Annotated in this window: 23 protein-coding genes; 19 read left to right on the top strand and 4 right to left on the bottom strand. The window is 63.7% G+C overall.

Going from position 1 to position 25,540, the window contains the following annotated elements; all coding sequences use genetic code 11:
- Positions 1–129: 129 nt before the first annotated feature.
- From secY to map, 3 genes are read left to right on the top strand one after another with little or no spacing between them, the layout of a single operon-like run.
- Positions 130–1,443, top strand: a complete 1,314-nt coding sequence (gene secY, locus RM2_RS02975; protein WP_072687478.1) for a preprotein translocase subunit SecY — start codon at positions 130–132, stop codon at positions 1,441–1,443.
- Positions 1,440–1,985 (top strand): adenylate kinase, encoded by a 546-nt coding sequence (locus tag RM2_RS02970; protein ID WP_072687350.1) that lies wholly within the window; start codon positions 1,440–1,442, stop codon positions 1,983–1,985. The genes secY and RM2_RS02970 overlap by 4 nt, the downstream gene beginning before the upstream one ends.
- Positions 1,985–2,782 (top strand): type I methionyl aminopeptidase, encoded by a 798-nt coding sequence (map, locus tag RM2_RS02965; protein WP_072687349.1) that lies wholly within the window; start codon positions 1,985–1,987, stop codon positions 2,780–2,782. Before RM2_RS02970 ends, map begins: the two co-directional genes overlap by 1 nt.
- Before the next feature lie 137 nt (positions 2,783–2,919).
- Here map and RM2_RS02960 read toward each other — a convergent pair whose 3' ends face one another.
- Positions 2,920–3,861 (bottom strand): hypothetical protein, encoded by a 942-nt coding sequence (locus RM2_RS02960; RefSeq protein WP_072687348.1) that lies wholly within the window; start codon positions 3,859–3,861, stop codon positions 2,920–2,922.
- Between the two features lie 606 nt (positions 3,862–4,467).
- Here RM2_RS02960 and infA point away from each other — a divergent pair.
- The 9 genes from infA (at position 4,468) to RM2_RS02915 (ending at position 10,376) form a co-directional block, all read left to right on the top strand.
- Entirely contained in the window at positions 4,468–4,689 is a 222-nt protein-coding gene (gene infA, locus RM2_RS02955) for a translation initiation factor IF-1 (protein ID WP_003418601.1), read from the top strand.
- An 87-nt stretch (positions 4,690–4,776) separates the two neighbouring features.
- Complete coding sequence (rpmJ, locus tag RM2_RS02950; RefSeq protein WP_003938068.1) at positions 4,777–4,890, top strand: 50S ribosomal protein L36; 114 nt, start codon at positions 4,777–4,779, stop codon at positions 4,888–4,890.
- A 222-nt stretch (positions 4,891–5,112) separates the two neighbouring features.
- Positions 5,113–5,487: a 30S ribosomal protein S13 gene (gene rpsM / locus RM2_RS02945; protein ID WP_072687347.1), complete on the top strand. Its 375-nt coding sequence runs from the start codon at positions 5,113–5,115 to the stop codon at positions 5,485–5,487.
- A complete protein-coding gene (rpsK, locus tag RM2_RS02940) occupies positions 5,487–5,900 on the top strand; it encodes a 30S ribosomal protein S11 (RefSeq protein ID WP_072687346.1) in 414 nt (137 codons plus the stop codon). The genes rpsM and rpsK overlap by 1 nt, the downstream gene beginning before the upstream one ends.
- A gap of 22 nt (positions 5,901–5,922) precedes the next feature.
- Entirely contained in the window at positions 5,923–6,528 is a 606-nt protein-coding gene (rpsD, locus tag RM2_RS02935; RefSeq protein ID WP_072687345.1) for a 30S ribosomal protein S4, read from the top strand.
- Between the two features lie 114 nt (positions 6,529–6,642).
- On the top strand, positions 6,643–7,704 hold the full coding sequence (locus tag RM2_RS02930) for a DNA-directed RNA polymerase subunit alpha (protein ID WP_072687344.1): 1,062 nt from the start codon (positions 6,643–6,645) through the stop codon (positions 7,702–7,704).
- 27 nt (positions 7,705–7,731) lie between these two features.
- Positions 7,732–8,289 carry a 50S ribosomal protein L17 gene (gene rplQ, locus RM2_RS02925; protein ID WP_072687343.1) on the top strand — a complete coding sequence of 186 codons (558 nt, stop codon included), beginning with the start codon at positions 7,732–7,734 and terminating at the stop codon, positions 8,287–8,289.
- Between the two features lie 86 nt (positions 8,290–8,375).
- Positions 8,376–9,188, top strand: a complete 813-nt coding sequence (gene truA / locus RM2_RS02920; RefSeq protein ID WP_072687342.1) for a tRNA pseudouridine(38-40) synthase TruA — start codon at positions 8,376–8,378, stop codon at positions 9,186–9,188.
- A 621-nt stretch (positions 9,189–9,809) separates the two neighbouring features.
- Entirely contained in the window at positions 9,810–10,376 is a 567-nt protein-coding gene (locus RM2_RS02915) for an NADPH-dependent FMN reductase (RefSeq protein WP_072687477.1), read from the top strand.
- Here RM2_RS02915 and eccE read toward each other — a convergent pair.
- Positions 10,373–12,025, bottom strand: coding sequence for a type VII secretion protein EccE (gene eccE, locus RM2_RS02910; protein ID WP_072687341.1), 1,653 nt, complete (start codon positions 12,023–12,025; stop codon positions 10,373–10,375). The two genes, RM2_RS02915 and eccE, sit on opposite strands and share 4 nt — an antisense overlap.
- 109 nt (positions 12,026–12,134) lie before the next feature.
- Between eccE and eccB the strand changes: the two genes are divergently transcribed.
- Positions 12,135–13,613, top strand: coding sequence for a type VII secretion protein EccB (gene eccB, locus RM2_RS02905; RefSeq protein ID WP_072687340.1), 1,479 nt, complete (start codon positions 12,135–12,137; stop codon positions 13,611–13,613).
- 107 nt (positions 13,614–13,720) lie between these two features.
- Here eccB and mycP read toward each other — a convergent pair whose 3' ends face one another.
- Positions 13,721–15,112, bottom strand: a complete 1,392-nt coding sequence (gene mycP, locus RM2_RS02900; RefSeq protein WP_072687476.1) for a type VII secretion-associated serine protease mycosin — start codon at positions 15,110–15,112, stop codon at positions 13,721–13,723.
- Positions 15,109–16,581 (bottom strand): type VII secretion integral membrane protein EccD, encoded by a 1,473-nt coding sequence (eccD, locus tag RM2_RS02895; RefSeq protein WP_072687339.1) that lies wholly within the window; start codon positions 16,579–16,581, stop codon positions 15,109–15,111. Before eccD ends, mycP begins: the two co-directional genes overlap by 4 nt.
- Before the next feature lie 300 nt (positions 16,582–16,881).
- Between eccD and eccCa the strand changes: the two genes are divergently transcribed.
- From eccCa to rocD, 6 genes are all read left to right on the top strand, one after another.
- Positions 16,882–20,904 carry a type VII secretion protein EccCa gene (eccCa, locus tag RM2_RS02890; protein ID WP_072687338.1) on the top strand — a complete coding sequence of 1,341 codons (4,023 nt, stop codon included), beginning with the start codon at positions 16,882–16,884 and terminating at the stop codon, positions 20,902–20,904.
- Between the two features lie 35 nt (positions 20,905–20,939).
- Positions 20,940–22,394 (top strand): type VII secretion-associated protein, encoded by a 1,455-nt coding sequence (locus RM2_RS02885; protein WP_245813709.1) that lies wholly within the window; start codon positions 20,940–20,942, stop codon positions 22,392–22,394.
- A 135-nt stretch (positions 22,395–22,529) separates the two neighbouring features.
- Positions 22,530–22,847, top strand: a complete 318-nt coding sequence (locus RM2_RS02880) for a WXG100 family type VII secretion target (RefSeq protein WP_072687336.1) — start codon at positions 22,530–22,532, stop codon at positions 22,845–22,847.
- Between the two features lie 48 nt (positions 22,848–22,895).
- Positions 22,896–23,180 carry a WXG100 family type VII secretion target gene (locus tag RM2_RS02875; protein WP_072687335.1) on the top strand — a complete coding sequence of 95 codons (285 nt, stop codon included), beginning with the start codon at positions 22,896–22,898 and terminating at the stop codon, positions 23,178–23,180.
- A 134-nt stretch (positions 23,181–23,314) separates the two neighbouring features.
- Positions 23,315–24,229, top strand: a complete 915-nt coding sequence (gene ddaH, locus RM2_RS25040) for a dimethylargininase (RefSeq protein ID WP_084721612.1) — start codon at positions 23,315–23,317, stop codon at positions 24,227–24,229.
- 6 nt (positions 24,230–24,235) lie between these two features.
- Positions 24,236–25,462: an ornithine--oxo-acid transaminase gene (rocD, locus tag RM2_RS25035; RefSeq protein ID WP_072687334.1), complete on the top strand. Its 1,227-nt coding sequence runs from the start codon at positions 24,236–24,238 to the stop codon at positions 25,460–25,462.
- Positions 25,463–25,540: the final 78 nt, after the last annotated feature.

Genomic DNA, 25,540 nt, shown 5'->3' with positions numbered 1-25,540 from the left:
GGCTGCGCAGCTCGGCGCTGCCTCAGGTCTCCCGACTTGTGTGTGTAGTCGCCACTGTTAGAGTTCTAGAATTCATCCACGGACAAGTCTTCAATGGCTCGTCTCCCCACCGTCGTGCCAGGAGGATCTTTGCTTTCCGCCTTCGTCTCGGCCCTCAGGACCCCGGACCTGAGGCGGAAGATCCTAATTGCGCTAGGCCTCGTTGCGCTCTATCGTGTCGGCGCCATGCTGCCCTCTCCGGGCGTCAACTACGGCAACGTGCGTGCGTGTATCGATCAGCTGTCCGGCGGCGATACGGCGGGTATCTACTCGCTGATCAACCTGTTCTCCGGCGGTGCGCTGCTCCAACTGTCGGTGTTCGCAATCGGCATCATGCCGTACATCACGGCCAGCATCATCGTTCAACTGTTGACGGTCGTCATTCCGAAGTTCGAGGAACTTCGGAAGGAAGGCCAGTCCGGCCAGGCCAAGATGACGCAGTACACGCGTTATCTCGCGGTTGCGCTGGCGATCCTCCAGGCCACCGGTATTGTGGCGCTCGCGTCGCGCGGCCAACTGCTGCAGGGCTGCCAGGAGGCGATCCTCGCGGACGACAGCATCTTTGGCCTGGTGATCATCGTGCTCGTCATGACCGCCGGTGCCGCCCTCGTCATGTGGTTCGGTGAACTCATCACCGAACGCGGCGTCGGCAACGGAATGTCGCTGCTGATCTTCGCCGGTATCGCGTCTCGCCTGCCGTCCGAGGGGAAGTCCATCCTCGACAGCCGCGGCGGGCTGGTTTTCGCGATCGTCTGCGCCGGCGCGCTCGCCATCATTGCGGGTGTCGTCTTCGTCGAGCAGGGCCAGCGGCGGATCCCGGTGCAGTACGCCAAGCGTATGGTCGGTCGCAAGATGTACGGCGGTTCGTCGACATACCTGCCGCTGAAGGTAAACCAGGCCGGCATCATCCCCGTCATTTTCGCGTCCTCGCTGCTGTATCTGCCGAACCTCATCGCGCAGCTCACCGGAGCTACGACTTCGCTGGACCCGAGCTGGTGGCAACGGTTCATCAACGAGTACCTGGTGAATCCGAACAACCCGGTCTACATGGCCATTTACTTCGGACTGATCGTGTTCTTCGTGTTCTTCTACGTTGCGATCACGTTCAACCCGGAAGAGCGCGCCGACGAGATGAAGAAGTTCGGCGGCTTCATTCCCGGTATCCGCCCGGGTCGCCCGACCGCGGACTATCTGACCTACGTGCTCAACCGCATCACTGTGCCCGGCTCGATCTACCTCGGTTCCATCGCGGTCCTGCCCCAAATCTTCCTATCGGGGGGTCAGACGGCGACCAGTATCTTCGGCGGTGCGGCTGTGTTGATTCTCGTCAGTGTCGCCCTGGACACGGTCAAGCAGATCGAAAGTCAATTGATGCAACGTAACTACGAAGGGTTTCTCAAGTGAGACTTGTCCTCCTCGGTCCTCCAGGCGCCGGCAAGGGCACCCAGGCCGCGATTCTCTCCGAGAAGCTCGGCGTTCCCCACATCTCGACGGGCGATCTGTTCCGGGCGAACATCGGCCAGGCAACTCCTCTAGGGCTCGAAGCGAAGAAGTATCTGGACGCCGGGGATCTGGTACCCAGCGAGATCACCAACAGCATGGTGAAGGCCCGAGTTGCCGAGCCGGACTCGGCCAACGGTTTCCTCCTCGACGGCTTTCCGCGGACGATCAACCAGGCTCGGGCACTCGACGCGATCCTGGCGGAACTGAACACCAAGCTCGACGGCGTGCTGTCCTTCACTGTGGACGAGGACATCGTGGTCGAGCGGATGCTGGCCCGTGGCCGCACAGACGACAGGGAAGACGTCATCCGCAACCGTCTCCGGGTGTATCGAGAGGAGACGGCTCCGCTGCTCGACTACTACAAGAAAGAGCTGCTCACCGTCGACGCCCTGGGTGAGGTCGGCGAGGTCAACGCTCGCGCACTGGCAGCGCTGGGCAAGTAATGGGCTTTGGGCGTAGGCGCAAGGTCGTTCCGTTCCGGACCTCCGGCGAACTCGACGCGATGGCGGCGGCCGGCGCCATCGTAGGTGCGGCTCTGGTGGCGGTCCGCGCTGCGGCGAAGCCCGGTGTGAGCACGCTCGAACTCGACGAGGTGGCCGAGTCGGTCATCCGTGGTGCAAGCGCGGTGCCGTCTTTCAAGGGCTACCACGGGTTCACCGGGTCGATCTGCTCGTCCGTGAACGATCGAGTGGTGCACGGAATTCCCTCGGCAGAAGACATTCTCGCCGAGGGAGACCTCGTCTCTATCGACTGCGGTGCCATCCTCGACGGCTGGCACGGTGACTCCGCGTGGACTTTCGGTGTGGGCGACATCATCGAGGCGGATCAGCAATTGAGCGAAGCGACCCGACTCTCGATGGAGGCGGGTATCGCTGCGATGCTGCCCGGTAGCCGCCTCACCGATATCTCGCACGCGATCGAACTCGGCACCCGTGCAGCGGAGGGTGCGCATGACCGGAAGTACGGCATCGTTGACGGCTATGGCGGGCACGGTATCGGCCGGGAAATGCACATGGAACCCTTCCTCGCCAACGAGGGAACCCCGGGTAAGGGTCCGAAACTCGTGGTCGGTTCGGTTCTGGCGATCGAGCCCATGCTGACGCTCGGCACTACCGACACCGTTGTTCTCGAGGATGATTGGACCGTCGTCACCACCGATGGCTCGCGCGCTGCGCATTGGGAACATACGGTCGCGGTTACCGAAGACGGCCCTCGTATTCTCACTCTGCGGCCTGAGTAGGCGGCGAGACCGCAGCCCACAAGAGCGTTCCTGGATCAGACAGACAGGGCGACTCTCGGCGTCACGATTGACAGCCTACACCGGATCGCCGTTGATACGAACTCGCGTGCGATCTGTCAAGGACATCTGAATTTCAGCTATTCGCAGTTGCTCGCTGCAACGGGTACGACTTCACCAGTCGGCGGGAGGATGCTCGTCTGATAGCAAGTGTCTGCGTCGTACTCCTCAGCCGCGGACCCATCCATAAGTGAAGTCAGGTAGTCGATGGCGTTCGGAGTCGCGCTTGCGGCGCAGGCCACTTTGACCACAGCGCCGGCAACTCCGGTGGGCAGCGTGGCGAGCCCGCAACCGGCCAGTGCCAATGCTGAGATCGCCGCACCGGCGCCGAACTCGAATTCCCTGATCTGTTCGCCGGTGAGGTTCAGATCCACACCCGAACCGAAATCGAGCATCGGATCAGCTGTCACCGGGTATGCGGCACCGTGATGGTCTACGACTTGCGTGAGTACCTCACCGTTCATCTCCAGGCGGGTGGAAACGTCAGCACCTTTGGCGTCTTTCGCCCACGGAACCTCGATCTTCCCAACTGTGGCCGCCAACCCGTTGTCGCCTGGCTGTTGGAGCAGGATCGACCCGTCGGAAACTGGTCGCGCCACTATTTCTTGCGGCAGACCGAGATCGAAATCGAAATGGGTGGGGGAGTTGGCAGAGCCGATGACCACCAGCTTCCGGAAACCGTCAGAAACGGACTCCGTGACAACCGACGAGCTGGGAACGGAGAGTGTTTTGACACTCTTCCCTCCGACAGGACTGACACCTGTCGACGGAGTCGACGATTCGAGAGTGACGGTCGAACCATCTGCTGCTCGAGCCGCAGCCACAGGTTTGCCAGCTGAAGGAAGATCGACGGTCAAACCCTGCGGCGCGCTTGAGGGTGGAGCTCCTTGTGCGGCGACAGCGGCATCTGCGGCGGACACGGCCTGGTCCGGCGCAATCTCCTCAGCAGATGCGTTATTGGCGAAACCTACTGCCAGGGCGAGCGCCAGAACTCCCGCGCCCGCAGTCTTGTGAAACTGCATGGATACCTCTTGAGTGGTGATAACTGGATGTTTCCGGTGGAACCGCTCGTCATACCCCTCGGAATCTTGCTGAGACACTGTGGTAGACAACACATCAGGGTACCAGACGGAGGTCGTTTCGATAAGTGAGCGAAAGGTTGTCGGTCCTGCGTCGGCTCCGATAGTGGATGCGCCGCTCAGGGAAGAGGCCTCGATGATTTTCTTGTTGGCATTCGAAACCCGATCGGCTGTGTGAGGTTGCCTTGCTTCTCCGGAGACTTTGCGGTCTGGCTCCGACAAGCAGGCTCTCGGCTGAGCATTGTCGAATCTGCAGGAGGACTGCGCGCCGCAGGCGCGAACGGCTCACGTGGTGAACCGTAGTGTCGCCGCGATGAATCCAGGCCATCCTCACCGAGGTGGTAGAGCCCGGTGCGAGTCGCATTTGGCCTGGTGAGCAAATTCCCGTAACATCGACCAGCGGTGCGCTATGCGCGCCGGTTGTCTGCGTGCCTAGTGTCGGATCCGATCCGGATTCGTCATGTTTGGGTCGGTTAAGAACCCATCGGGCGCCACGGTAACGGAAACAGATGCAATAAGCACGCCAAACCACATGGATCGCGGGAGGATATGGCTAAGAAAGACGGGGCCATCGAGGTCGAGGGACGAGTAGTCGAGCCGCTGCCCAATGCGATGTTCCGCATTGAGCTCGAGAACGGCCACAAGGTCCTCGCCCACATCAGCGGAAAGATGCGTCAGCACTACATTCGCATCCTCCCGGAAGATCGCGTTGTCGTGGAGCTTTCGCCCTACGACTTGTCGCGTGGCCGCATCGTTTACCGGTACAAATAGGAGTTTCCCCGTCCGACCAGGTCGGGGAGAAGTACGTCCGCTGCGGAACTGCGTAGTGGGCTGCCACAAAACAGGAGATCAGAAGACGTGAAGGTTCAGCCGAGCGTCAAGAAGATCTGCGAAAAGTGCAAGGTGATCCGCCGTAATGGCCGGGTCATGGTGATCTGCGAGAACCTGCGTCACAAGCAGCGTCAGGGCTAGATCTCCGCTTTTCGAGGATCTGCTTGGCAACAAGCAAAAGATGACCTCCCAGCACCAGCCAGCACTCACGGCTTTCGAGCAGGTACTGGTTCACCCCCGGCACGGAGGCCGGGGCCCCACTGAGTTAGTTGAAGCAATGTCGGTCGCGAGACCGCCGGCGTTTGAAGAGGCACAGGGGATGGACTGGGAGCAGACCTCCGCACACCGATAGGAAATGCCACTATGGCACGTCTCGCAGGTGTCGATCTTCCCCGTGAAAAGCGGATGGAGATCGCACTGACATACATCTACGGCATCGGCCGTACTCGCTCCCACGAGATCCTGGACGCCACCGGCGTGAGCCCGGATCTGCGGAGCAAGGATCTCTCGGACGAGGATCTGGCGAAGCTCCGCGAGTACATCGAGGAGTCGCTCAAGGTCGAGGGTGACCTTCGTCGCGAGGTCCAGGCGGACATCCGACGCAAGATTGAAATCGGCTGCTACCAGGGCCTGCGCCACCGTCGTGGTCTGCCCGTGCGTGGTCAGCGCACCAAGACCAACGCCCGCACCCGCAAGGGTCCGAAGCGCACCATTGCCGGCAAGAAGAAGGCGAAGTAATGCCCCCCAAGTCACGGAGCACCGGTCCCAAGAAGGCCCAGAAGGCGCGTCGCAGGGACAAGAAGAATGTCCCGCACGGTGCCGCTCACATCAAGAGCACGTTCAACAACACCATCGTGTCCATCACGGATCCCGCCGGAAACGTGATTTCCTGGGCCTCCTCGGGGCATGTTGGCTTCAAGGGGTCGCGTAAATCCACCCCGTTCGCCGCTCAGCTCGCTGCCGAGAACGCAGCCCGCAAGGCGCAGGAGCACGGTGTCAAGAAGGTCGATGTCTTCGTCAAGGGTCCCGGCTCCGGCCGTGAGACCGCGATCCGCTCGCTTCAGGCTGCAGGCCTCGAGGTCGGCACCATCTCCGATGTCACCCCCCAGCCGCACAATGGCTGCCGTCCGCCCAAGCGGCGTCGGGTCTAGCGGGAAGGATAGGTAGAAGAAAATGGCACGTTATACCGGACCCATCACCCGCAAGTCGCGTCGTCTGCGCGTCGACCTCGTTGGAGGCGACCAGGCGTTCGAGCGTCGTCCCTACCCGCCGGGCCAGCACGGTCGCGCGCGGATCAAGGAGAGCGAGTACCTGCTCCAGCTGCAGGAGAAGCAGAAGGCTCGCTTCACCTACGGCGTCATGGAGAAGCAGTTCCGCCTGTACTACAAGGAGGCGAACAAGCGCCCCGGCAAAACCGGTGAGAACCTGCTCCGCATCCTGGAGTCGCGTCTCGACAACGTCGTGTACCGCGCCGGACTGGCTCGCACCCGCCGCCAGGCTCGTCAGCTGGTCACCCATGGCCACCTCCTTGTGAACAACAAGAAGGTCGACATCCCCAGCTACCGCGTCTCCCAGTACGACATCATCGATGTCAAGGAAAAGTCGCTGTCCACGCTTCCCTTCCAGGTCGCACGTGAGACCCAGGGCGATCGCCCGATCCCGGGTTGGCTGCAGGTTGTCGGTGGACGTCTCCGGATTCTGGTTCACCAGCTTCCGGAGCGTGCGCAAATCACGGTTCCGCTGCAGGAACAGTTGATCGTCGAGTACTACTCGAAGTAGGCACCGCCTGCCTGTGCGTGGTCGAGGAGTTTCCGAACTCCTCGACCACATGCGGGGCGTAGGCCTTTCCCATCGTGGGCGTCAAATAGTGGACGCCCGTACAGGAGGAATCAAATGCTCATTTCTCAGCGACCCACGCTGACCGAAGAGGTCATCGCTGACAACCGCTCGAAGTTCGTCATCGAGCCCCTCGAGCCAGGCTTCGGGTATACCCTCGGCAACTCGCTGCGGCGCACGCTGCTCTCGTCGATCCCCGGCGCTGCTGTCACCAGCATCCGCATCGACGGCGTTCTGCACGAGTTCACCACAGTTCCCGGTGTGAAGGAAGATGTCACCGACATCATCCTGAACCTCAAGGGTCTCGTCGTGAGCTCCGAAGAGGACGAGCCGGTCACCATGTACGTCCGCAAGCAGGGCCCCGGCGCTGTGACCGCAGGCGACATCGTGCCCCCTGCCGGCGTCACCTTGAACAATCCGGATTTGCACATCGCCACCCTGAACGACAAGGGAAAACTGGAGATCGAGCTCGTCGTCGAGCGCGGTCGCGGCTACGTCCCCGCCGTACAGAACAAGGCCTCCGGCGCCGAGATTGGCCGGATTCCGGTGGACTCGATCTACTCGCCGGTGCTCAAGGTCACCTACAAGGTGGAAGCCACCCGCGTCGAGCAGCGCACCGACTTCGATCGGCTCGTGCTCGATGTGGAAACCAAGAACTCCATCACCGCTCGGGACGCGCTTGCTTCTGCGGGCAAGACCCTGGTTGAGCTCTTCGGCCTCGCCCGTGAGCTGAACGTCGAAGCAGAAGGCATCGAGATCGGGCCCTCGCCCGCCGAGGCCGATCACATCGCTTCGTTCGGATTGCCTATCGAGGACCTGGACCTGACGGTCCGTTCCTACAACTGCCTCAAGCGCGAAGGTGTTCACACCGTCGGTGAGCTTGTCGGCCGTACCGAGTCCGATCTGCTCGACATCCGCAACTTTGGACAGAAGTCCATCGACGAGGTGAAGGTCAAGCTGCATTCGCTCGGCCTGGCACTCAAGGACAGCCCCGCGTCCTTCGATCCCAGCACTGTTGCCGGCTACGACGCCGTCACCGGAACGTGGAGCGACACGGACACCGGTTCCCTCGGTGATGCCGAGGGCACCGAGGACTACGCCGAGACCGAACAGCTCTAGCTCACGGTCCTTTACTAGGAGATCATCATGCCCAAGCCCAAGAAGGGTTACCGCTTCGGCGGGTCGGCTTCGCACCAGAAGGCGATCTTCGCCAATCTGGCAACCGCGCTCTTCGAGCACGGTCGTATCACCACCACGGAGTCCAAGGCCAAGGCCCTGCGCCCGTACGCCGAGAAGCTCGTCACGCACGCCAAGGCCGGAACCTTGGCTCATCGTCGCGAGGTTCTCAAGGTCATCCGCAACAAGGATGTCGTACACACCCTGTTCGCGGAGATCGGCCCGTTCTACGCCGATCGCGACGGCGGCTACACCCGCATCATCAAGACGATCCCCCGCAAGGGTGACAACGCTCCGATGGCGGTCATCGAACTCGTCAAGGAGAAGACCGTCACCTCCGAGGCCGACCGCGCACGTCGCGTGAAGGCTTCGCAGGATTCCTCCACCGAGGAGAACGTTGTGGAGGCCGTCGAGGCAGAGGCGTCCGAAGCCGAGGTCGAGAACGCTGACGCCGTCGTCGAGGCCATCGAGGACGAGTCTGCCACCGCGGCCGACGCTTCCGAAGCCGACGAGGCCAAGAAGGACTAGTCCACTTGGTTTCGGCAGCAGCTGAATCGAACGAGCCCGTCGTCCCACGGAGGGACGGCGGGCCCGTTTCGTATGAGACCAGGCGCTTGCGGCTGGACATCGCCTACGACGGAACAAATTTCTCCGGGTGGGCCCGTCAGGCTGGCTTGCGCACGGTGTGCGGGGAACTCGAGGAGAAACTCGGAGCCGTCTTCCGTACCCCACTGCGGCTCACGGTCGCGGGGCGGACCGATGCGGGGGTTCACGCCAGCGGTCAGGTGGCGCACGTCGACGTCCCGACCGACGCCCTGCCGGCCGATCCGTCCCGACTGGTTCGGAGGCTCGCGCGGTTCCTCCCCAAGGACGTGCGGATCACGCGAATTTCATTCGCGCCCGAACATTTCGATGCACGATTCTCCGCAATGCGCAGGCACTACGAGTACCGGTTGACCTCGGCGGTTTACGGCGCGGATCCACTCAGGGCCCGGGACATCGTGTCTTTCCCGAAGGTCCTCGACCTCGAACTGATGCGCACGGCGTCCGCGGCACTGTTGGGCCTGCATGATTTCGCCGCGTTCTGCAAACGACGGGAGGGCGCGACGACAGTTCGCCACCTGCAGCGTTTCGATTGGGAGCGCGACGGTGACGTGTTCACGGCTTTCGTCAGTGCCGACGCGTTCTGCTGGTCGATGGTGCGCAGTCTCGTGGGCGCCGTCCTGGCGATGGGAGAGGGACGCCGCGATGTCGAGTGGATCGAGGGTCTGCTTCGCGAGAAGTCGCGGTCGAGTTCGATCCTGGTGGCGCCGGCTCACGGTTTGTCACTCGTACGCGTCGACTATCCCGCAGATGCGGACCTGGCGGCACGCAATCAGATCACCCGAGATGTTCGGACGTTGCCAGGCGGTTGTTGCGGCGACTGAGGGAAGTCCGTGCTGCTGCGCAAGGTAAGTCGGGTACGGCACTGGGTGCGGAAGATCCCATTCGACGCGACAACCACACCAGAGCGCGAGTTTCCTGAGCGTAAGTGACATCAACATCTCGAGTGCTGGAACAGTAGATCTCAAGCGTCCCCTCCGCTGCCCCTCGCGAGTCAGCTCGGGGCTGTAGCGTACCTTGTCAGGAACCGGCCAGCCATGCTTCTCCGGGTCGGTGACCCAGCCCCGGTAACCGATGTACGCGCATTAACCGTTCAGCGATGGTTCAGGGCGCACCCGGCTCGTGAGCAACCGGCACCGGCCACAACGTTGAACTGTTCGACGGACCCGGAGTGGGCCTACCGCGAAATCCGCCACGAGAGCTACCCCGATATCGACACCTGGCGGCAAGTGGTCCGCGACTTCACCGCGCTAACCAGTGTCACCCCCGACGCCAATGCCGGCATCGGACCGACCAGACCTAGAGAAGCCGACCAAATTGGAAGTCATTGGCGCACTGAATATACCGAATACCTGGACCGTATCAGTGGACCTTCGTCGCTGATCACCATCGCCGTGACGGTGTGGCGAGGACCTACGATGGCCTGGGGGAGAAGGAGGCTGTACATGACCGCAATCGCACCCGTTCGGGTCGAGATCATCATCGGATCCACGAGGGTCGGTCGCATCGCCCCCGTCGTCGCCGACTGGTTCGTCGAACGGGCTCGGGGCTATCCGGGACTCGACGTGGGGGTAATCGATCTCGCCGAGACTCCACTCCCGCAGGATTTCGCCGGTTCGCCCATCACTGAGGGTTTCCGGGAGCGGATCGAACGTGCCGACGCGTTCGTTGCGGTCACTTCCGAGTACAACCACGGATATCCGGCGGCGCTGAAGACCGCGTTCGACAGCGTCAAGCACGAATGGCGCTCGAAGCCGATCGGATTCGTGTCATACGGAGGTTTGTCGGGTGGGCTCAGGGCTACCGAACAGTTACGCCAGGTGGTTGCCGAACTGCACATGGTGTCGGTGCGGCAGAGCGTGAGCTTCCATCAGGTGCGTAAGAGATTCGATGTCGAAGGGGAGACGACGGACGGTGCCGCGATTGATTCTGCCGATCGCATGATGGCCCAACTGGTGTGGTGGGCTGAGTCGGTCCGCGTTCAGCGCGCGAAAGACCCATATCCCGGTTAGTGGTACTGGTAGGCCGGTTGGTACTCGTCTACAACTCGAGGTCGGCCGATGAACGCGGTCTCGGAGGATATCGTGACGAGCATCAGTTCGATGCTGGTCCCACCAGTCGACAGGAGGATCCGGTCGCCGAGTGCGTCCGGCTGAACAATGGACAGGTCGGGTTCGGCGCCCGGCCACTGGCTTGGCTCCCCGTAGAGGTATATCGCGGTGACGCCCGCTCGTGGGGGCAGTGCATCGACGCCGTCGAACACCACGGTGTTGAATCTGTTGTCGGACTGTGGGCTGCGCCCAGCGATCCGGAGGCGGTCCGGAGTCGCGATCGAGTCGATCAACGACGACCACGCCTCGGGGCGATCGGTGTGAATGAGTACCCGGGCCCCCGTGGCGATGGCTCGGAACATCAGTTGCTGAGCAAGGTACAACTCGCCCGCGACATAGACCAAACTGACACCGGAACCCGCGATGCGAGCGGTGATTCCGTGACCGTTGTCATCGGAACCGATGAGCTGGCCACAGCCGGCGGGCGGCAACTGCAGTGCGCGGAGGTCGTCGACTGGAACGTCGGTCAGCGGCATCACGTCGTCCAAACCGGACACCGCGAAGGGAAGGTTCGACAGCAGGCCATCCCGGTGGCGACCCCGCATCGAGATGAGTCCGGGAATCGTGAGCGGTTCTGGCATGGTCCGGGTCGTCACCCGGCAGGCAGCGCCGATTTTGACCTGGCCGTCGATTCCGCTGGGGCGGAGTCGGATCGTCACGGTCGTACCGAGGCTGGAGGGAACCCACAGCTTGGCGAGCAAATCTCTCGTCAGGTGTTGGGGATCGACGCCGTAGCCGGTGTTGCACACCCCGGGAAGTGGCGCGTGGTTCCACGTCTCGGTGAAGGTCCTCGGGTCGACGCCTCGACTGATCTGCGAGGCGGTGGAGTCGACTTCCGGTGCGGTGAGGATGCGCGCTCGGCAGCCGGATTCGGAGAGGGCGCGAACAACGCGACTCGCGGCGATGGTGATGGCGCGGGAGGCGCCTTCTTCGCCGCCACCGCGCCTGGCCACAGCCTGGATGCTCTCTGCGGCGTCGAATCGCAGGGCGAGCCACACCATCCGGGTAGCCGTCGCCGGGAGCGGGCCGACGAGCCTGTCATAGACGTCGGTAGCGGGTGTACCCGAAGCTGCGCGATATCCGTGGCTGACTATATCGATTCCGCTCAACGAGATGTCGTGCTGTTCGAGGCACGCGGCGAGCGCGTCGGTGGGAAGTGCGTGCGTCATCTGAAATCCGTCGCGGGTGATCTGGGTCAGGCTCCCCGCGGGTGGAAGGACCTCGACGACGGCGACAACGCTTCCGCCCTCCCAGCGGAGTCCGACGGACAGACCCGTCGGTGCCTGGAAGCTGACGGTTCGGGACAGCGCCTGCTCGGGCTTGGCGAAGTAGCGCCAGGAGGTCCGGAGCCAGTGGACGCTCGACCGGCCCCCTACCTGGACGAGCGCGACGAGAACGAGTACGGCGGCTACGGCGAGCGCGCCCCACCACACCAGCCCGAACAATGAGGCCAGGGTGCCTCCCGCAATGCCCAGCAATTGCGCAACGATCACAGTGCTTGCCGAAAACCGATGTGACAAAGCCCGACCTCTGACGCGCGAACGGTCCACGGTCCCTCCCCGAATACCTGACCAAGCAGACCGCTACCGTCTGCCGTGAAGACTTTCGACAAAACTGTACTGTGTCACCTCGAGCGCAGCGCAGCACGGGGGAGGAACAATGGCTTCAACACCCACCACTCGGTGGCAGGTCAACGGGTATCGCTTTCTGATCAGGCGGATGGAGCACGCGTTGGTGCGTCGCGACGTTCGAATGCTCCACGACCCCATGCGGTCACAGTCGCGTGCACTCGTCGTGGGAGTCGTGATCGCCTCGCTCGGACTCGCCGCGTGTGCGGCGCTGGCCCTGTTCCGCCCGCAGGACAAGATCGGCAACGCGTCGATAGTCGTCGGCAAGGATTCGGGCGCAATGTTCGTTGTGATGGGAGACATGCTTCGACCCGTGCTCAACCTCGCGTCCGCCAGGCTGATCATCGGAAAGTCCGAGAACCCGGTGACCGTCAAGGAATCCGAGATCGATACGCGACCTCGCGGAGCGCTCGTCGGGATCCCCGGCGCACCGTCGGCATTGCCGGCGGGAGACCCCGGGGCGAAGACCCCGTGGACCGTGTGCGACTCGATCGCCGCCGACGGAAATCGTTCCGTCACGACATCGATCATCATCGGTGACACGGAAGGCATCGAGGACGGCGCGGCCCTGGCAGAGAATCAAGGGTTACTTGTCTCGACACGCGATGCGTCGTACTTGATGTACGACGGCAAGCGCGCGAAGATCGATCTGGACGATCCGGCGGTCACCCGTGCGCTGGGTCTCGAAGGGGCCCTGCCCCGGCCGGTCAGTGCAGGGTTTGTCAACGCCGTTCCCGAGGTGCTGCCACTCACGACCCCGATCATCCCCGGGGCCGACGATCAGCCGCGATACGCGCTGCAGGACAAGGTCGTGGGCTCGGTCTTCCAGTCTCGGCTCCCTTCCGAGACCGCGCACTACGTTGTACTGCCGGATGGAATCCAGAAGATCAGTTCGGCGGTCGCGAACCTGATCTTCCTCTCGAACTCCCACGGTGACACCGAGATGTCCAGCGTGACGCCCGATGCCATCAAGCGGATTCCTTCGGTGGAACAGATCGCGGTGAAACATTTTCCGGAGTCGGCTCCGGAGATCGTCGACGCTTCGGGAAGTCCAGTGAGTTGCGTGACCTGGAAGCCGCTCCGTGCCGCGGACGACACGGACTCGAGTGGTCCCGCGGCAGCGCTGACACTCTTCGCGGGGCGCACGCTCCCGATCCCGGACGACGCCCGCCCGGTCAGGCTGGCGCAGGCGGACGGCGCCGGTGACAAAGCGGACTCCGTCTATGTTCGGCCGGGTGCCAGTGGATTCGTCCAATCCACGGGGATCGAGCCCACGAGCACGCGACGCGACAGCACCTTCTTCGTCGCGGACACGGGAGTCAGGTTCGGCATCCCCGATGAAGACTCCGCCAAGGCATTGGGTTTAGTGGGCACGCAACCTCTCGCACCGTGGCAGATTCTCGGACTCCTGGCTCCGGGACCGTCGCTGGGGAAGTCGTCGGCGCTGGTTGCGCACGACGGGGTGACTCCCGATCTCAACCCCGCACCGGTGGCGTCCGGGTCCAACTGAGTATTCGGGTCCAACTGAGCGTCCGGTTCCAACTGAGACAGCGAAGAGAAGTTCGGGCCTGCACGGATATCCGTGCCGGCCCGAGCCGTACCGAAGGGCAGTGCCGTTCAGCCTCTCTCGGTTGCGGACTGGAAACGCCGACGGATAGGGAACGACGCCAGGACGCCGAGCAAAAGGAGAGTGCCGAGGGTTCCGGCAGCCACCAAGGCGACGTCACGAGGTCGTTGATCCGGGAGGGTGGCAGGAGGAAGGGCATCGATCTCAACCGAACGAGGCTGCTGGAGAGCAACTCCCTCGAGCGGAATATCGGCGGTGACCGCTGCGAGCGGATCGATGATGCCGTGACCGACCGACGGATTCCAGCCTTCTGCCGGGGCGTGCGCCGTGGCTTCGATCCGGGCCATGACCTGCTGCGCAGACAACAGCGGGAATCGCGACCGGACCAGCGCGGCCGTCGCCGACACGAAGGGCGCCGCAAAACTCGTCCCTTCCACGGCGCTCGCATTGCCCTGTGCGCTGTATACCGTGTTCGTCAGGGCGCCGGTCGTTGGATGCAGCGAGGTGATACCGCTTCCGGGCGCAGCGACGTCGACCCACGGACCGGCCAGGCTGAAATCGCTCGGTGATCCATTCATATCGACGGATCCGACCGTGAGGACGTAGTCGTCGTACCAGGCGGGGCTCGCAATGGTGCCGACCGAGTCCCACAGGTCGGCTTCCGGCCGGAGCGGGTCGACTGGGGGATTCTGGATTTTGCACTCGCCGGAACCGAAGTTGCCAGCAGCGGCCACAACTACGGCGTCCATCTCCGTGACCGCGTACTTCACGGCCGACCCCAGATACCGGTCGCCGCTACCGATTCCCTCAGCGGCCGTTTTACAGGCGACCTCGGAGATATTGATGACGGTTGCGCCCCGGTCGGCGGCTAGCCGGATCGCTGCGGCCATCGTTTTGACGTTTCCGTACCCACCGACCGAGTTTCCCGCATCGTCGACCTCATCGACCTGGCCTACCGCACTGTATGCACTGCTCGTTTGGCGGATGGAGAGGATCTGGGAATCCGGTGCGCCACCCGAGAATCCTGAACCTGGAGCCTGTTTGGCGCCGATCAGGCCGGCGACGAGGGTACCGTGGGCGTCGCAATCGGTCGTCCCCGTCTCGTTCGCCACGAGGTCGCCACCGTCGATGAGATCGGGAAGGCGCGGATGTCGCGAGACTCCGGTATCGATTACCGCGACCATCTGACCTTGCCCGCGGGTGATGGGCCAGACCGACTCGAAGTCGAGGTCGCGTTGGGCGACCTGGACGTCCGGGCCGTCCGGTACGTTCACTGCGCCATTGCACTGTCGGCGCTGTTCGACCGGCGTGTTGTCAGGCGGCGGAACGAGTCCGGCGTCGACGGGAGCGGGAACCACAGCGGAAGCCCCGCCCTGACCCATGATCGCGGTGATGGACACTACCGCGGTGACCAGGACGAGGTGGGTGGGCCGGCGCCTCACAGTCCGCGCATCAGCGAGTAGAGGCCGGTCACCCAGCACACCAGGGGAACGATCGACGCGATCAATGCCAGGTCGATCAGTTCGGCGATACGCCGCATGACGGGTGAGAACTCCTGACTAGGGGCCAGGATTCCGAGTACCAACGCACCGACGGCGAACGCAATTGCGGCTGCGAACAAGGCGATGGCGATGTCGGGCACGGCAACGGCCGCGGCGGTGAGTAACAGGACCAGGATCGCTACCCCGCCTGCGATCAGCGGGACAGCCTGCTCGGCGCTGCTGTAGGTCCGTCCTCGGAACATCAGGGTTGCAGCCGCCGCGACGGCAAGTGACGCACCCGACCAGGAGATCCCGGCGTGCGCACCGGGATGAACAGCCATCAGGGCACCGGCCACGACGAGGATAGTCATCGCGCCGACCAGACCGGTGAGGTACTTGCGGGCACGCGCCGCGCGTTGTGCCAGAGAATCGAACGAGGGCATCGTCACGTCGTCGTCCGGATCGACCTCGGAGGGATCGACCGAGGTACCCGGCGCCGGGACAGGCGGCAGCGGAAGCTTCGCCAGCAGGATCGACATTCGGGCAGAGAGGGCCAGGCCGATCAACGAGGCCGCAACAACCCCCGCTCCGACCGAGGCCACCGAATTGGCTGTCAGCATCGCTACGAGCGCGGCGAGAGAGCCGAACAGGGAAATCGCCGACAACCCGGTGAACAGTCTCAGTCCGACACCGCCCAGCCTCAGTGCGAGGACTGCGGTGGTGCCTGCCAGAACGAGTCCAAGCAGGGCGTGCGGGGCGCCGAGATCACCGGGCACGAAGAGCATGCCCGCGGCAAACGCGAGCGGAACAGCGCACCCGCTGAGGACGACGGAGCCTGCTGCGTCTTGATAGACGCGACCGGTGACCGACCCGGCGATCAGGAACAGTATTCCCATCAAGAGAGCGCAACCCGCCCCGAGGAACCCCGTCGTTCCGGACTCGGACCACAGGAGTGCGTACGAGCCGACGACGATGCCTAATACGGCAGCGGCGGAGCCCACGACCCGCGCGGCACCTCGCGTCCACTCGCGGTCGCTCTCGGCGTCGGCGATCGCGACGTTGTACATGATGTCGTCGAACAGGGGTGGCGGGGCGCTGGCCTGCGCACTCTCCAAGATCAGCAGGTCGCCGTCGCGAATTCCGTGCTCGTGCAATGTCAGAGTGCTCGACAGCGGAGACTGGGCGATCTTCGCGAGCACCCACTCGCTGGGTTCGTACTGCTCGAGCGAGTCGTCGAAGTCGTTGGTGCCGCGATGGCTGCGGATGGTGTCCACGATCCCGGGAATGAGGATGGCGAGGGGCACGCCGAATGGCACGGCCATGTCGACCTGCGAATGTGTCGACAGCACGGTGATCCGGCACAACTCGGTGGCGGCGCTCTGACGGACGGACGACGTCGTCCCTCGCGATTCGTCGTGGGCGATGGACACTGGTATTTCCCCCAACTTCTTTGGCGCGACAACCCCGCTGCGCCGCGGCGACATGATCGACGATCGGTCACAGATCGTCGTCCGATTTGATCACGGGAACCCTACGTCACGACGGTCGTGGTCACCAGCATGTGGGCGGACGGAGGGGCTCACGCGCGACCGATGGACCTCTAATCTGTGGACGGTCCGCCATGAGCTAGCCTCGAACGTCGCGGCCCGAGGGCAGGGGGTGCCCGGGGTTTCCGGGATCGGATCTGTCGCGGGATCGGGGTTCGTTGGAGCTATGGGGGGACTGGGCTAGTGAGCACTATTCGGTTCGTGCGTAAGGCGCGCCGCGAGATCCCGCGCATTCCGGGCGGTGAAGTGAGCCTGCAAGCCCCCCCGGAGATACCCCGCCTCGTTCCGGGGAACCTTGTCACCAAACTCCTTCCTCTCGTCATGGTCGTGGCGATGCTCGGGATGGTGGCCCTGATGTTCACATCGGGGATTGCCCGAAACCCGATGTCGATGCTGTTTCCCGTCATGATGATGGTGTCGATGCTCGGCATGTTGGCGGGTGGTGGCCGCGGCGGCCCGAAAGCCTCTGAGGCCAACGAAGACCGCAAGGACTACCTCCGTTATCTCGACCAACTGCGGCGCGATGTTAACGAAACGGGCGAGCAGCAGCGCAAGGCGCTGGACTGGAGTCATCCGGAACCCGCTCTGTTGTGGACGATTGTGGGCACAGCCCGTATGTGGGAGCGCCGCACCACCGATCCCGACTACTGCCACGTGCGCGTCGGCCGGGGGAGTCAGAGGCTCGCCACCCGCCTGATCGCACCGGAGACAGGACCGGTCGAGGATCTCGAACCGGTCTCCGCGGTGTCTTTGCGACGGTTCGTCCGTGCGCATTCGGTGGTCCAGAATTTGCCCACGGCAGTCTCGTTGCGCGGGTTTGCCGCGATCTCGGTCGAGGGCGATCGCGGTACCGCACGATCACTGGTGCGGTCGATGCTGATGCAGTTGTGCGCATTCCACGGGCCGGATAACCTCCTGGTTGCAGTCGTGTGCGGGCCCGCCACCGAGCGCGAGTGGAACTGGGCCAAGTGGCTGCCGCACTCGCAGAATCCGGAATCTTTCGACGGTGTCGGCTCTTCCCGCATGATCTACGGGTCGGTCCTCGAACTCGAATCAGCGCTGGGCCCCCAATTGTCGATGCGAAATCGGTTCTCGCGCACCGCTCCTGCCGCTCCGGGTGTGCCGCAGATTGTGATCGTCGTGGACGGCGGCATTCTCGAGGGCGAGTCCGGAATGATCACCAATGGTGGAGTCGATTCGGCGACCGTCCTCGACATCAGCGGTTTCTGTCCACGACTGACCGCCTCGCGCGGACTCCGGTTGGTGTCCGAGGACGGATCCGTAGGTGCCCGTAGCGGGACGGGCGTGGAAATGTTCGCGAGAGCGGACCTCGTCAGCGCGCATCAGGCGGAGACCCTGGCCCGGCGTCTTGCGCCGTACCGGACGGCATCACAGACGGCAGTCGATGCCGGAGACGACGATCAGCCCGCCCAGACGTGGAGCCAGATGCTGGGTGTCGGAGACGTCGGTCGCCTCAACCCGGACCACGCGTGGCTTCCCAGACAGGGCCGTGATCGGCTCCGGGTTCCGATCGGTTTGGGCGTCGACGGTGATCCTGTCGAGATCGACCTGAAGGAGTCGGCGGAGAACGGGATGGGTCCGCACGGCCTGTGCATCGGCGCCACCGGATCGGGTAAGTCCGAATTCTTGCGAACCTTGGTCCTCGGGCTCATTGCGACGCATTCGCCCGATGCGCTCAACCTCATCCTCGTCGACTTCAAGGGCGGCGCCACCTTCCTCGGACTCGAGGACGCACCTCACGTCGCCGCGGTCATCACCAACCTGGCCGAGGAACTGGCCATGGTCGACAGGATGCGAGACGCACTCGCCGGGGAGATGAACCGGCGTCAGGAACTTCTCCGATCGTCGGGTAACTTCGCGAACGTCACCGAGTACGAGAAGGCGCGGCTGGCCGGCGCCGACCTCGATCCTCTGCCCGCTCTGTTCATCGTGGTGGACGAGTTTTCGGAGTTGCTCAGTCAGCAGCCTGAATTCGCAGACCTCTTCGTCGCCATCGGGCGACTCGGCCGGTCGCTCCATATACACCTGCTCCTGGCGAGTCAGAGACTCGAAGAGGGCAAATTGCGTGGGCTCGACAGTCACCTGTCCTACCGCATCGGGCTCAAGACATTCTCGGCCAACGAATCACGTACCGTCCTGGGCGTTCCCGATGCCTATCATTTGCCCGCAACACCGGGCGCCGGATACCTCAAGTGCGATTCAGCTGAGATCGTTCGCTTCCAAGCCTCCTACGTATCTGGCACATATGAGGGTGAACGAGTCGCCGCCGCGCAGCGCTCGGCCGGTGCGACGTTCGAACTGCGCCCCAAGATATTCACAGCCTCACCGGTCGCCGTCGATGTCGTCGACCTCCCCGACGAACCACCGTCATTCGACCTGACCGAGATTCCGGCAGAGACGCGAAGCACCATCGACGTGGTGGTCGACCGGGTCAGGAATCACGGGTCGAAGGCGCACGAAGTGTGGCTCCCGCCGCTCGACGAGGCACCGACCCTCGATCAGATGCTTCCGAGGTCCGTACTCACCGAACCGGTTCCCGCACTCAGTTCGCTACGCGCGCCCATAGGCATCATCGACCGCCCCTACGATCAGCGACGCGACCTGCTCGTCGTGGATCTGTCCGGCTCCACCGGCAACATGGCGGTGGTCGGTGGTCCGCAGTCGGGCAAGTCGACCGCGATCCGCACGCTGATCACTTCGTTGTCCGCCACGCATTCCGCCGAGCAGGTCCAGTTCTACTGCCTCGACTTCGGCGGTGGCACGTTGTCCGGGTTGGCAGAGCTCCCGCACGTAGGTTCGGTTGCCAACCGACTCGACGTCGACCGAGTTCGCCGCACAATCGCGGAGATGAGCACCATTGTGCGGCAGCGTGAGGAGCGTTTCCGCGACCTCGGCGTCGAGTCGATGGCAGAGTTCCGGCGACTGCGGGCAGCCGACCTAGACAGTGGTGCTGCGGCGGCAGGGGTCGGTCGGGATCCGTTCGGAGACGTCTTCCTGGTCATCGACGGCTTCGGCAGCGTCCGCCAAGACTTCGAGGCGCTCGAGCAGCAGATCACCAACCTTGCGTCGCAGGGTCTGTCGTACGGTGTTCACGTGGTGCTCACGGCGTCACGTTGGGGTGAAGTCCGGCCGGCGCTCAAGGACCAACTCGGCACACGAATCGAACTGCGCCTGGGTGATCCGTCGGACTCCGATCTCGGCCGTAAGACGGCAGCTCTCGTTCCCGAGGGCAGGCCGGGACGCGGCATGACGCGAGACAGCCTGCACCTGTTCATCGGCTTGCCGAGAATCGACGGGAGCCCCGACCCGACCGACCTGGCGTCCGGCGTGGCGCACGCGGTGTCGTCCCTCGCCGCCGCCGCCGCCGCCGCCGCCGCCGCAACGCAAGGCAGGCACGCGCCGGCCGTGCGCATGCTGCCCGCTCAGATCGCGCGCGACGAACTTCTTCACGCGGCGGGGTCATGGCCGCCGTACGTCGACCCAGAGCGCAAGTGCCTGCAGATTCCCATCGGTCTCGACGAGGCCGAGCTTGCGCCGACATTCCTGAACTTCGCGGAGCAGCCGCACTTCATGGTGTTCGGGGACAGCGAATGTGGAAAGACGACACTGCTGCGCAACATCTGCGAAGGCATCATGGCGTCGAACACCGGTAGGCAGGCGAAAATCATTCTCGGCGACTACCGGCGCACGATGCTCGGAGTCGTTGAATCCGAGCACCTGGCCGCCTACGCTCCGTCGTCGGACTTGTTGACGACGAACATGAAGGACCTTGCGCACCTGCTGCAGTCACGTATGCCGAGCGCAGACGTGAGCCAGCAACAACTGCGGGATCGATCCTGGTGGACCGGTCCGGAGATCTTCGTGATCATCGACGACTACGACCTCGTCGTGACGTCCAGCGGGAACCCCGTCGCTGAAATCGTCGAATACCTGCCGCATGCCCGGGATATCGGATTTCATCTGATCATCGCCCGCCGTTCCGGTGGTGCGGCGCGTGCACTGTACGAGCCCGTGATTGCGCGGATGCGCGACCTGGTGTCCGCAGGTCTCGTGATGAGTGGCAGCCGTGACGAAGGTAACCTCATCGGAACGGTGCGTGCGAGTGCCATGCCTCCGGGCCGCGGCACCTTGGTGACTCGGGGCGGCAACGGCCTTGTTCAGCTCGCGTGGATGCCCTCGCAGTGACGGCTATGGTCTCGATTCACCTCACGGAATGCTGCATGTGGTCCTGTGGCCGGCGTACAACGTCGGCGACGTTCCCCAAGGTTCGCGCCGGGAGCGACGAATCGGTATCCGCGTTCGTGGCAGCCGAGGCCGATCACGAGATGACGCCCGTCTGCTTCGTCGACGACGAGTACGTCGATGTCGACGGCGGTGTCGTTGCGGTGTCGGATGCGCTGGTCGCCGTCCTACGCTTCGGGATCGATGCCGCCGGGGAGTCGCTGCCGATCGGGACTGCGGTGCTGTCTCATCCGACGGAATGGGATTCCGCGCGGCGGAACATTCTCGCCGATGCAGGCGCGAGGGTCGCGTCCGGCACCATTCTGGTGCCCGTCGCCGTCGCGGCTGCCGACAGTGTCTCGGTCCCAAGCGGCGTCTCGGTCCCCGTCGGCGTCTCGGTCCCCGTCGGCGTCTCGGCCCCTGGCAGCCGATGGGTAGTGCTCGAATGCCGGACCGTGGGCGCAACTGCCAGTTACGTGGTCGGTGAGGTCGGTGGTTACCGGGTCATCGCGTGCGAGCACGATTCGATGCTCTGCGCCGACGAGGCGTCGGAGGGGCAGGCCGAGGCGATCGTGGAACTCGGGAAGCGGGCCTGCGGTGATCGGCCCGTCGACGGAATCCTCGTGACTGGCACCCTCGACACGTCCAATTGGGAATCGATGCGTGACGCCGCGCTCGCCGCGTTTGCCTCGAATGTCCAGGTTCATTGCATCGCCGGCGACGAGATCGCCCGCGCACTCGAATCAGGCGCGCGTGAGGGACTCGAAGTGGTGCCGAACATGGTTGTACCGCAATCGAACTGGCTCGGACCGGCATTGCAGCAATCCGAACGCGGTCGTCGAACGCGCTCATGGCCGACTCTTGCGGCGGTGGCCGCATTGGTGGCAGTCGTCCTCGCGACGATTCTGGCGTTTGCTTTCAGGGAGTCAGATCGCACGAGTGAATCCGTACGCGCCCTGGACGGAGATGCAGCACGGACACCGATCGCGACCGCGAGCACCGCTCCGACCGCAGGGACAGCGGACCTCGGCCTGGACGGTGTTCGCGTGACGCTGCCGGACGGGTGGTCGCAGCGGGAGGCATCTGCACCGACGTCAACGAGCAATCGGGTGGAGTTGGTCCCTGGCGGCGGATCCGACAAACGAATTATCATCGCGCAGAATGTGGTTCGGGATGGTGCCGGCTACGACGAAGTGGCGACGGGGCTATCGGCGGAAATTGCTGAGCGCGGCCTCCCCGGCCTGTTCGGGGAAGTGGAGCGTGACGTCGTTTTCGGTGACCGACTCGGCATCTCGTACAGTGAGTTTCCCGACGAAAGTTCGTCGGTGGCATGGCATGTGCTCGTCGACGATGGTTTGCAGGTGAGCGTCGGCTGTCAGTTCCTGTCCGGGGATTGGGACTCGATTTCCAGCGAATGCGAGGAGGTCGTGCGGTCACTGGTCATCGCAGAGTGATCGTAGAGATTCTCGCCGTTAGAATATCTTCCACTTCGGTGGAACCGATTGGGCTGTTGATGCGTCCAATCTTGTGTAGGGGTGGATCGGGCAGTCCAGCGGGGGCCGCCACACCTAGAAACAGAAGGAGTCACAATGGCGGGAGTTGTTACCGATGTCGGGCAGATGGAGGCTGCGGCCAACCATGTCGAGACGGTGAACGCGCAGTTGCAGTCCACCATCAACGGACTCAAGGGTCGTTGCGAGGAGTCCTCGTCGGCGTGGGCCGGTGGAGCGCAGAATGCTTTCCAGGCACTGATGGTCCGCTACGCCGATGCCTCGCGCAGGCAGCAGGAGTCGCTGGCCGACATCGCGGTGAAGATCCGTGAGAACGGCAAGGGTTACGACGCCGCTGAACAGGCGAACCAGGATGCAATCCATTCGGCCGGAAATTCGGGTTCACTCGACATCTAGGGACTCTTCGAGTTCGCGATCACCTACGAAACGTAAGAGGAGCACGGAATGTCTTTGAAGTATGGATTTGCCGAGCTGCAGGCCCTCGCGAGCGACATCAAGTCGAACGAAGGCAAGCTGCGCGAAACCCACGAGGAGCTCCAGAGCTACGTGCAGGGACTCGTCGCGCAGTGGGAGAGTGGCGCTCAGGAGAACTACCAGGCCTCCCAGGCGCGGTGGAACAGCGCACACAACGACCTGCTCCAGGTTCTGCAGACGATCTCGAAGGTCGTCCAGGACGGCGCCATCGACATGCAGAGTGCGGAAGACCGGAACGCGGCTGCTTGGCTCTGATTCTCTCGCTCACCCGAAGTGCCCCGGCGGTGCAGGCTGCCGGGGCACTTTTGTGCGTCATTGGGCGCATCTCGAGCCCTTTCGATGGTGGATACTGATTTCACCGACACCGACACCGATCGAGGGGAGTGGAGATGGCGCCCACTGCTATCGAGTCCGAACACCCGTACGAGGGGACTGCGGAGGTGCAGGGCGATGCCGCCCGCGCGGTTCGGCAGGCTCGCATGCGCAGCTACCTGATGTGCCCGCCGACATATTTCGACGTCGTCTACGCCATCAACGACTGGATGCGGCCGGGCGAACCGGTGGATCGTGATCGGGCCATGTCGCAGTGGTGCGAGCTCGCGGACACCTACCGGCGACTCGGGCACGAAGTTCTGACGATCGACCCGGCCCCGGGGCTCCCAGACATGGTATTCGTCACCGATAGCGGGCTTGTCGTCGACGGCGTGGCTCTCGGTGCTCGCTACCGATCCCCCGAACGGCGGGCCGAGGCCGGCCACGTGTTCCGATGGTTTCAGCAGAACGGGCTGACCAGGCCGGCAGTGCCGCGATACGTGAACGAGGGCGAGGGCGACTTTCTCGTCGTCGGTGACGTGATCCTCGCCGGGACCGGGTTCCGGTCCGACCCGCGGTCGCACGCCGAGGCGTCGGCGCATCTGAATCGCCGGGTGATCACGTTGAACCTGGTCAATCCTCGCTTCTACCACCTCAATACCGCGGTGGGTGTGCTCGACGACGCCACCATCGCCTATCTTCCCGCGGCGTTTTCCCCCGAGAGCCGCGCACTGCTCGAGCGCATGTTCCCGGATGCGGTAGTTGCCGCCGAGTCGGACACCGACTGGCTCGGGCTCAACCTGGTGAGCGACGGCGCCAATGTGGTCCTGCCGGTGCAGGCCGCGCGTCTCGCAGAACAGTTGTCCGACCGCGGGTACGAACCCGTGCCGGTGGACTATTCGGAGTTCCTCAAATCGGGGGGCGGAATCAAGTGCTGCACTTTGGAACTTCGCGGCTTCCGCAAACTCCGCGACGCCGGAAATCAGGGGTGAGAATCAATGCAGGACGGTGTCGTTTCCGTGTCGGATGCCACGTGGGCGCAGCTGAGCAGGGCTGATGCCCACAGCGCGCACAACTACTCTCCGTTGCCGGTTGTGATCGAGTCGGGCGCCGGCTCATGGGTGAAGGGAATCGACGGCGTCGACTACCTGGACGTGCTTGCTGGATACTCGGCACTCAATTTCGGTCACTCCCATCCCACCCTGGTGCGGGTGGCGCGCGAGCAACTGGGTCGGCTCACTCTGACGAGCCGAGCGTTTCAGCACGATCGTTTTGCTTCTTTCTGCGAGGACCTGAGCAGGCTGTGCCGCAAGGAAACCGTTCTGCCCATGAACACCGGCGCGGAGGCAGTCGAGACCGCGCTGAAGCTGGCCCGTAAGTGGGGGTACGACGTCAAGGGCGTGCCGCCGGGGCGGGCCGAGGTGATCACGTGTACCGGGAATTTCCACGGTCGCACCATCGCGATCGTGGGGTTCTCGTCCGATCCGGACGCGTACACGGGATTCGGGCCGTACCCCCCCGGATTCGGTTCCGTGCAATACGGCGACGCGGACGCGCTCGAGTCCGCGATCACGTGCGACACCGTGGCGGTGCTCCTCGAACCGATCCAGGGTGAGGCGGGTGTCCTGGTGCCGTCGCCGGGCTATCTGGCGGCAGTGCGCGATATTTGCACCCGCCGCGGGATCCTGATGATCGCCGACGAGATCCAGAGTGGTCTCGGGCGAACGGGCGACACATTCGCGTGCGATCACGAGGACGTGACGCCCGACATCTACATTCTGGGGAAGGCTCTCGGTGGTGGTTTGGTGCCGATTTCCGCAGTCGTGGCCGACTGGCCGGTGATGTCGGTGATCGGCCCGGGACAGCACGGGAGCACGTTCGGAGGCAATCCGCTCGCTTGCGTGGTGGGAAGCGCGGTTGTCGATCTGCTAGAGACCGGCGAGTATCAGCAGCGAAGCCGCGAACTGGGTGACTACCTTCACAGCATGTTGTCGCAACTGCCTCCCGCCCATGTGTCGGAGGTGCGGGGACGCGGATTGTGGGCGGGTGTGCAGCTGGCTGACGGCATGCCTTCCGCACGGGTGATCTGTGAACGACTTCTCGCGCGAAGGGTTCTCGCGAAGGACGCTCACGAGGGGACGATCCGCATCGCGCCGCCGTTGGTGATCGAACGTGACGAGCTGACATGGGCGGTAGAACAACTGGCCGCCGCGCTTGCCGGGTGATTTTGACCCCAGGGGCGCGCAACCGGTATCGTTCTCGGTTGGCGTGCCGTGCGTTGCTGTGTCCTCGTGTCGCAGTGG

Source organism: Rhodococcus marinonascens NBRC 14363 (genome assembly GCF_001894885.1).
GTDB lineage: Bacteria > Actinomycetota > Actinomycetes > Mycobacteriales > Mycobacteriaceae > Rhodococcus_F > Rhodococcus_F marinonascens.
The sequence above is the reverse complement of the archived record's forward strand: the minus strand, read 5'-3'. Positions and strand labels throughout refer to the sequence as shown.